Below are 576 nucleotides of genomic sequence, written 5' to 3' on the forward strand. Positions count from 1 at the left end.
ATGACGCTGACTCGGACAACGACGCCGACAGCGACAACGACGCCGATTCGGACAACGATGCTGACAGCGACAACGACGCCGATTCGGACAACGATGCTGACTCGGACAACGACGCTGACAGCGACAATGACGCTGATTCGGACAACGACGCCGACAGTGACGATGACGCTGACTCGGACAACGACGCCGACAGCGACAACGACGCCGATTCGGACAACGATGCTGACAGCGACAACGACGCCGATTCGGACAACGATGCTGACAGCGACGATGACGCTGACTCGGACAACGACGCCGATTCGGACAACGATGCCGACAGCGACGATGACGCTGACTCGGACAACGATGCTGACTCGGACAACGATGCTGACTCGGATAACGACGCTGACTCGGACAACGACGCCGACAGCGACAATGACGCCGACTCGGACAACGACGCCGACAGCGACAACGACGCCGATTCGGACAACGACGCCGACAGCGACGATGACGCTGACTCGGACAACGATGCTGACTCGGATAACGACGCTGAGACGATGACGCTGACTCGGACAACGACGCCGACAGCGACAACGA

1 protein-coding gene is annotated in these 576 nt (G+C 59.9%); it reads left to right on the top strand.

Annotated features, from left to right (window positions below; translation table 11 throughout):
* On the top strand, positions 1–576 hold a 576-nt coding region (locus CBY09_RS23320), incomplete at both ends, for a hypothetical protein (protein WP_205734208.1).

This window comes from Acidovorax kalamii (assembly GCF_002245625.1).
Lineage (GTDB): Bacteria > Pseudomonadota > Gammaproteobacteria > Burkholderiales > Burkholderiaceae_C > Acidovorax > Acidovorax kalamii.